9 protein-coding genes are annotated in these 6357 nt (G+C 36.4%); 7 read left to right on the top strand and 2 right to left on the bottom strand.

Annotation, left to right across the window (positions count from 1 at the left end):
* A partial coding sequence (locus H5126_RS21410; protein ID WP_220491500.1) for a hypothetical protein occupies window positions 1-266 on the bottom strand: 266 nt, incomplete at its 3' end.
* Between the two features lie 385 nt (window positions 267-651).
* Window positions 652-843 carry a hypothetical protein gene (locus H5126_RS21030; protein ID WP_182758572.1) on the bottom strand — a complete coding sequence of 64 codons (192 nt, stop codon included), beginning with the start codon at window positions 841-843 and terminating at the stop codon, window positions 652-654.
* 338 nt (window positions 844-1181) lie between these two features.
* Here H5126_RS21030 and H5126_RS21025 point away from each other — a divergent pair, with 338 nt between their 5' ends.
* The 7 genes from H5126_RS21025 to H5126_RS21000 all read left to right on the top strand — a co-directional run bounded on the left by H5126_RS21025 (window position 1182) and on the right by H5126_RS21000 (window position 6339).
* Window positions 1182-2342, top strand: a complete 1161-nt coding sequence (locus tag H5126_RS21025) for a replication initiation factor domain-containing protein (protein ID WP_182758570.1) — start codon at window positions 1182-1184, stop codon at window positions 2340-2342.
* Between the two features lie 161 nt (window positions 2343-2503).
* Window positions 2504-2851 (top strand): DUF1293 family protein, encoded by a 348-nt coding sequence (locus H5126_RS21020; protein ID WP_182758568.1) that lies wholly within the window; start codon window positions 2504-2506, stop codon window positions 2849-2851.
* 4 nt (window positions 2852-2855) lie between these two features.
* Window positions 2856-3092 (top strand): hypothetical protein, encoded by a 237-nt coding sequence (locus H5126_RS21015; RefSeq protein WP_182758566.1) that lies wholly within the window; start codon window positions 2856-2858, stop codon window positions 3090-3092.
* 11 nt (window positions 3093-3103) lie between these two features.
* Window positions 3104-3238, top strand: coding sequence for a hypothetical protein (locus tag H5126_RS21610; RefSeq protein WP_259418323.1), 135 nt, complete (start codon window positions 3104-3106; stop codon window positions 3236-3238).
* 117 nt (window positions 3239-3355) lie between these two features.
* Complete coding sequence (locus H5126_RS21010) at window positions 3356-4792, top strand: hypothetical protein (RefSeq protein WP_182758564.1); 1437 nt, start codon at window positions 3356-3358, stop codon at window positions 4790-4792.
* Window position 4793: 1 nt separating this feature from the next.
* Window positions 4794-5111, top strand: coding sequence for a DUF2523 family protein (locus H5126_RS21005; RefSeq protein ID WP_182758562.1), 318 nt, complete (start codon window positions 4794-4796; stop codon window positions 5109-5111).
* 4 nt (window positions 5112-5115) lie between these two features.
* Window positions 5116-6339, top strand: coding sequence for a zonular occludens toxin domain-containing protein (locus H5126_RS21000; RefSeq protein ID WP_182758560.1), 1224 nt, complete (start codon window positions 5116-5118; stop codon window positions 6337-6339).
* Window positions 6340-6357 lie beyond the last annotated feature (18 nt).

Here is a 6357-nt window from a genome sequence, read left to right as displayed (position 1 = left end):
CAGGTTGTATGATAGAAATAAGTTATAAAAAATTTCATGATTTCATAACCTGCGATGCACCAACAGTGGAGGTTTTTCAGGAAGAAGATACCGAAAATTCTGAGTGATTTAGCAACCCATAAATTCATAAACTTTATGTTGAGAAAACGCCCCGCCAAAATATCTAAATGGCGGGGCGTTTGTGGTTTTTCGTGTGCAAAATAGCGTAAGCGCACACGAATTGCAGCAAAAGCCTTTTTAAGCGTAGCGGCTGCAACCCGTAACATAATGTGATTTATGGGGAGTGCAAATAACCATACTAATAGTAAGGTTACGTAATAATTAAAATCAATTATTACGTACCACTGGAGACTTGATGATAGGAACCTATGAAGCTTTGCTTCATGAAAGGCCACACACAGAATTAATATAAAGACCATTAGATAAATGGCCGCATCCAATAACCCAGTCCCGCTTGGAAAAATATCCTAGCGCAACGCGCCCTCTGATAAACAATTACTTTTATAAATTCAACACTGTATTTTTTAAGAGGGGACCCGCTTGCGGGGAGATTTCTAAAAAAATGCAGGGTTGTAGCACAATGCTAAAAAAAACCCCGTAACTGTATTACGGGGTATAACTCCTATCTAAACCTATGTTCACACTGAATAACTACTCTGTTTTTTTTTCTTCTTCTATTAAATCATCCTTTGCCATGGCTTGGTAATTGTTAATCATGTAGTGCACAACATCAGTCCATTTTATTTGCTTACCTGTTTTATGAGATATTTCTATTGCCTTCCTTTCGAGTTCCATTTTTCGCTCTATTGCAATTGAAATAGTGGTTCTGTCTGTCTTTTTCATGCTCTAAGCCTGTTTTATTTAATTTTTGAATAATAGCATGCCTGAATTTATTTATGCGCTCATACTTGCATTCATGAATGCATTAATGTATAAATCTTTTTACTGCATAGGTGAATGCATTTATTCAAATTTACTCAGGGTCATGGAATGAAAATATATTTCGAAAATAACAAGCAAGCGGGGGTTCAAGTCACTTACGATTTGAATGGAACTCGCGTTTATGATTATTTCGATAACATGTATCAGTTTCGTGTTTGGGCTTCACATGAGTTCGATTGCAAAACAGTTGAGATTACAGATTCTAATTACCGCCAGTTAGTAGCTGAGGGGTGTATCTAATGCATTATAAATATTCAGATACTGCTCAAAACCTTATCGACAATCGTATTAAGCGTTTTAAAAAGCATGAAGCTAACCAAACAATAATAGATTTTCTTTCTTTTAGCTTTCCGCTTGCTGACTTACGTCATTGTAAACGCGCTGGTTCTATTGGTTCTACGGTAGATACTCAAACGCTTTTCCCAGTAGTACCAAATATTAAAGAAGAATTTAACACTGAGGGTTTAACGCCTGAACAACTACTTAAAAGCTTAGAAACTCAAAAGCAACGCATTAATGAAAGAATGTCTGATTTTTATATTAATACATTGCGTGTTTTTAGCCGTTACGTTTTAGGTTTTGAGCTATCAGTACCACGAGATAAAGGCTTTCACGGTTATCATAATTCTATGAACTTAGTTACAAGTGAAGGCACTCAAATTGGTTTTGTCGGTATTGGTGGTCAGCGCGATACGGTTTATTTTCAAATTTCTGGTGAGGGCTGCAAACACTTATGGTCACACACCACCCCATTTATTTTACATCACTGGTTATCTAAGGTCTTAAGCATTAGCTCACTTTCGCGCATTGATATTGCTCGCGATTGTTTCGACAACGTTTTTAACTGCAAGGCCGCTGAACTTAATTTCTTTCAAAAAGCGTTTGCTCGTAAAAAGGGTGGTCCTAACCCAACTATGTCACCTCGTCATTCATTCACTATTGATGGCAAGTTTGATGTTGAAATGACCACAGTCGGTAAACGCACCAGTCCAGTTTATTGGCGCATATATGATAAAAAATTAGAGCAAGGTATCGAAGACGAATCGTTAGTTTGGTACCGCAACGAAGTTGAATTAAAAAAATGGTCTGTTGATTGTTTACTAGACCCTGATTCTACCTTTGCGGGTATTTGTGATTTTTCACAACAAATGATTAATACCGATGGCGTTCAAACATCCAGTTCAGCAAAAGTATCAAAAGCCGGTATTGATTTAGCAAGCCGTGTTAAATGGGTTCGCCGTATGTGCGGAAAGGCACTTGCTGACATTTTAGAAATTACTGAGGGAAATATGCAAACTGTTTACGGTTTGTTAGTTCCTGACAAATACGTAACTGGGAAGTCGTTAGACGTTCCTAATATTTATAAACATATATTAATTGAACAATTAAGGGCTGCTTAATGAATTTTTATTGTGATATGCAACCAATTAAATGTTTGAACAAAAAATGTAGTTTCATTGGGGTTCATGGTCAATTAATTCCTGATTATAAACTTCGAAAATTAACTTGTCCTGATTGTTCAGGTGCAAAATTTAAAATATTAAATTAAGGAGTCATTAAAATGGCTATTGTTATTGCTGGTATCTCAATTACTCGATTTCCTGAATCGAAAAATCCACATGCTGAAAACGCCACTTTGGAAGTTCTCTATCCATTGGATAACGTTGATGCGCCTAAATTTAATCGTAAGGCCGCTGGTAAAACTACTAGTACACCTTTCGGTAAAGACCCAATTGCAATTAACGCATCTTATGCACATGTACTAATTGATACTGGTGCTTTTGTTGGCGATAGAGCTTACGACCTTAAATTTGAATTTAGTGAAAAAACTTTTGAAAATGAAGTTATTCAATTAATACCTTTAGACCCTGACCTGAAAAAACACTTTCATGATTCGTTAGGCGGCTAATTGTATGCAATGTATTTATCTTAATTCTGACGGCACATTAACGCCAACGACTGAGACATTAGAGCAATGCCAAGGTTTTGTTTTAGTTCCTAGCCATGAGGCCGCTTCGTATGTTGCCAGTATTGAGATAACAGCTCTAGATATTGGAGCGTCTTTTACTTGGGCTTTTGGCCTGATTATTACTTTCGGTTTTTTGTCTTATAAAGCAAAAGCCGCAAAACTTGTTATTAATAAACTCTAAGGAATAAAGATATGACTGATGTATTTGCAGCGGTAGATTTATCAACAGTAGCAGCATTCGTTACTGGCGCGATGGTAATTGTTGTTGGTGTGGCAATGGCCTTTAAATCTGGTTCACTTGGTAAACGTGCTGTTAACCGAGTTTAGTTTTAGGAGCAATTTATGGGCGGCTTAATTGTCGCCCTTATCCTCACTATAATAGCGATGATAGGGGCTTTAGCTGGTTTTATTGTTTGTCGTAACTTTGGTTGGGGTTAGCTGCCAATGAAATTTTTAATTTTAACACTGGCGCTTATTAGCGCTTTTTTTGTATCTGCAATTTATGCCGAATCACTTGGTCCTGATATGTCAGATTTAAAAAATCCTAATCAGGAAGGTACAATTTGTATAAAGGCAAATGGTACTGAAGGTTGCGGCTATTCACTTTCAGAAGCAGAACAAACGGCTTGTGCTTCTTACGCCAATAGTTATCCTTTACCCCCAGCCACTTCTGGCTATAGATATTCTAGCGCATCTTGTTCAGGCGATAGTGAGCCTGTTCTTTCTCTTTATGGTAATTACGCCTGCACAGCCTCATGGTGTGAAGAACCTTGGTTTCCTGAAGAGAACTTAATCAAAAACATATCAGTTAGTTACAATGGTTATTCTGAAAAAGATGGTTATTATTGTCCTCCTACTGGTTTTGATAACTACACCATACAAGTACCAAACCCTGATACCTCAGATGATGCTTTACCAATAATGTGTGCTAAAGAGTTGCCACCTATAATAGACTCTGATTGCCCAGAACCAACTGACTCTGACCCTTTTGTTTTTGGAACCTCTACGGGTTCAACTAGTGTTTGCTTTCCTGCTTCTGATGGCCGCCAATGTGAAATTCAGACTGATTCAAATGGTGGTTATTATTTGCCTGTTTCTTATGGTTCAACTGAACCAGTTGCATGCTCACCAGACCCTGAACCAGACCCAGACCCAGACCCAGACCCTGAACCTGAACCAGACCCTCAGCCAATGCCAGACCCTGAACCTTCTCCAGACCCAACCCCTGCAGATGGTAGTACTAGTTCTGATTCATTAGGTGCATTAAACAAAGTTAATAAAAATTTAGATGCTATCAATACAAATATGGTTTCAGGTTTTGACCTTAATAATAAGAACCTACAAACCGTTACAGGTGAAATTAGGAATTCAAACGACTTACTTTCATCCATTAAATCAAATACAACAAAAATTGTTAGTGAAATGGACACTGTTGGAGATGGTATAGGTGAATTAAACGACTTCACTAAAGAGGGCAATTTAAAGTTAGATAAATCTAACGAAGAACTTGAAGAGTCAACCGACCTTCAACGAGAGATATTGAACGAGTTAAAAAAGCAAAATAATACAACTGTTGAAAATAAATTTAACCCTAACGAATCCCAAAGCTTTTACGAGTCAGTTTATGAAAATGGTTTTCAGGGTGTTTGGGAAATACAAAGTGAAGCTATTTTACAAACTGGTCTTTTTCAATTTTTAGAGCAATTTAAACTTAGTTTTTCTGGTGGTTCTGCTCCAGATATGAAGATTTGCTTTAATGTAATGGTCGATTTGGGTTGTAAAGTTATTCCTTTTGATTGGACGGTTATCCTTCCTTTTTTAAAGCTTTGCATACTTTTAACTGCTGCATTTACTTGCCGCAAAATAATATTTGGGGGTTAACATGCTTGATTGGTTTGCAACTACTTGGAATGAATTTAAAAGTTTCCTTTGGAGTATCGTTCTATCTGTTCAGGAAATGCATAAGGATTTAACTATTTGGATGTTCGACAGCATTTTAAATATTAGTCGTTTAGCTTTGGAGGGTGTAGATACTTATTTTTCTGGTTTAGATATTACCTCTTATACCAGTTCTATACCTTCTGAAGTTGGTTGGTTCCTTAACCAAATAGGTGTTCCACAAGCTTTAACAATGATTGTTACTGCTTTAACTATAAGAATTGTTCTTCAATTAATACCATTTACTAGATTAGGAAGTTAACAACATGATTAACGCTATTCAAGGTAAGCCAGGCGGTGGAAAAAGTTATGAGGCTGTTGTAACTCATATCATCCCAACAATTACACAAGATAGGCGCAAAGTAGTAACCAATCTACCTCTAAACGTTGATGTTTTCTGTGAGATTTATGGTGAATACTGCCGTGATTTAATTGAAATTGTTGATGGTGAGTTTCATAACTATGGGGGTCAAAGACCATTTTCTAAAAAGGATCATTTCCTCCAATTTGAGGCATGGCAAAATTCACAAGGTCAAAAGGTATATTTCTTTATAGATGAATGCCATCTGGCTATGCCTAAGGTTGGAACCGAAAAAGAATTGGCTGAGTTTTTTAGCATGCATCGCCATTATGGTTTTGACATCATGCTAATCACTCAGAATTTCGCTAAGGTTAATAAAGATATAAAAGATATGATACAAATGTCATATCGTTGTATTAAAAAATCTCACATGGGTCAAGACGATAAATACATATTAAAAGTTCATGATGGGGTAGGTACTACAAACGCATCTGTATATAGAACTGATGAACGTAAGTATGAATCTCGTTATTTTCGTTTTTATACAAGTCATACTAAAAATAATAAATCTGTTCAGGAAGCAACATCAAAAGATGTAAAAAAATGGTATAACAACTGGACTACTTGGGGTGCAATTGCATGTATACCTATTGGTTTAATGGTTGTTATTGGTGCTTTGTCTAGCGGTGAAAGTTTGAGTGAAACAGCTAAACGGGCTAATCAAAATCAAGGCTTAGAAAATGTTAGAGATAATTCTTTACACCAAACTGATAGTTCTGTTTCAAGCGGGGGTGTTGTTCCTCGCACTTCTAATGTGCCTAACGGCCACTTGCAAAGTTCTATATCTTCACAACCATCTACCAAAGGTAAAATTTCAGAACCGATAAAAGAAGAACCAAAAAGCATTGATGAAACACATCCATTTTATAAAGTTGCACTTCATATTGCTGGTTGGGCTGAATATACAGACAGAGGGAAGATATTAAAAAACTACTATCTTTCAGCTAGTCAAAATGGTCAGCATATATTTGATTTATCATTAAGGGATTTAGCCTTATCTGGTTATTCAGTAATTGTAAGGTCAGGTTGTATGATAGAAATAAGTTATAAAAAATTTCATGATTTCATAACCTGCGATGCACCAACAGTGGAGGTTTTTCAGGAAGAAGATACCGAAAATTCTGAGTGATTTAGCAACCCATAAATT

Origin of the sequence: Pseudoalteromonas sp. SG45-3, assembly GCF_014164075.1 — a bacterium.
Classification (GTDB): Bacteria; Pseudomonadota; Gammaproteobacteria; order Enterobacterales; family Alteromonadaceae; genus Pseudoalteromonas; species Pseudoalteromonas distincta.
The sequence above is the reverse complement of the archived record's forward strand: the minus strand, read 5'-3'. Positions and strand labels throughout refer to the sequence as shown.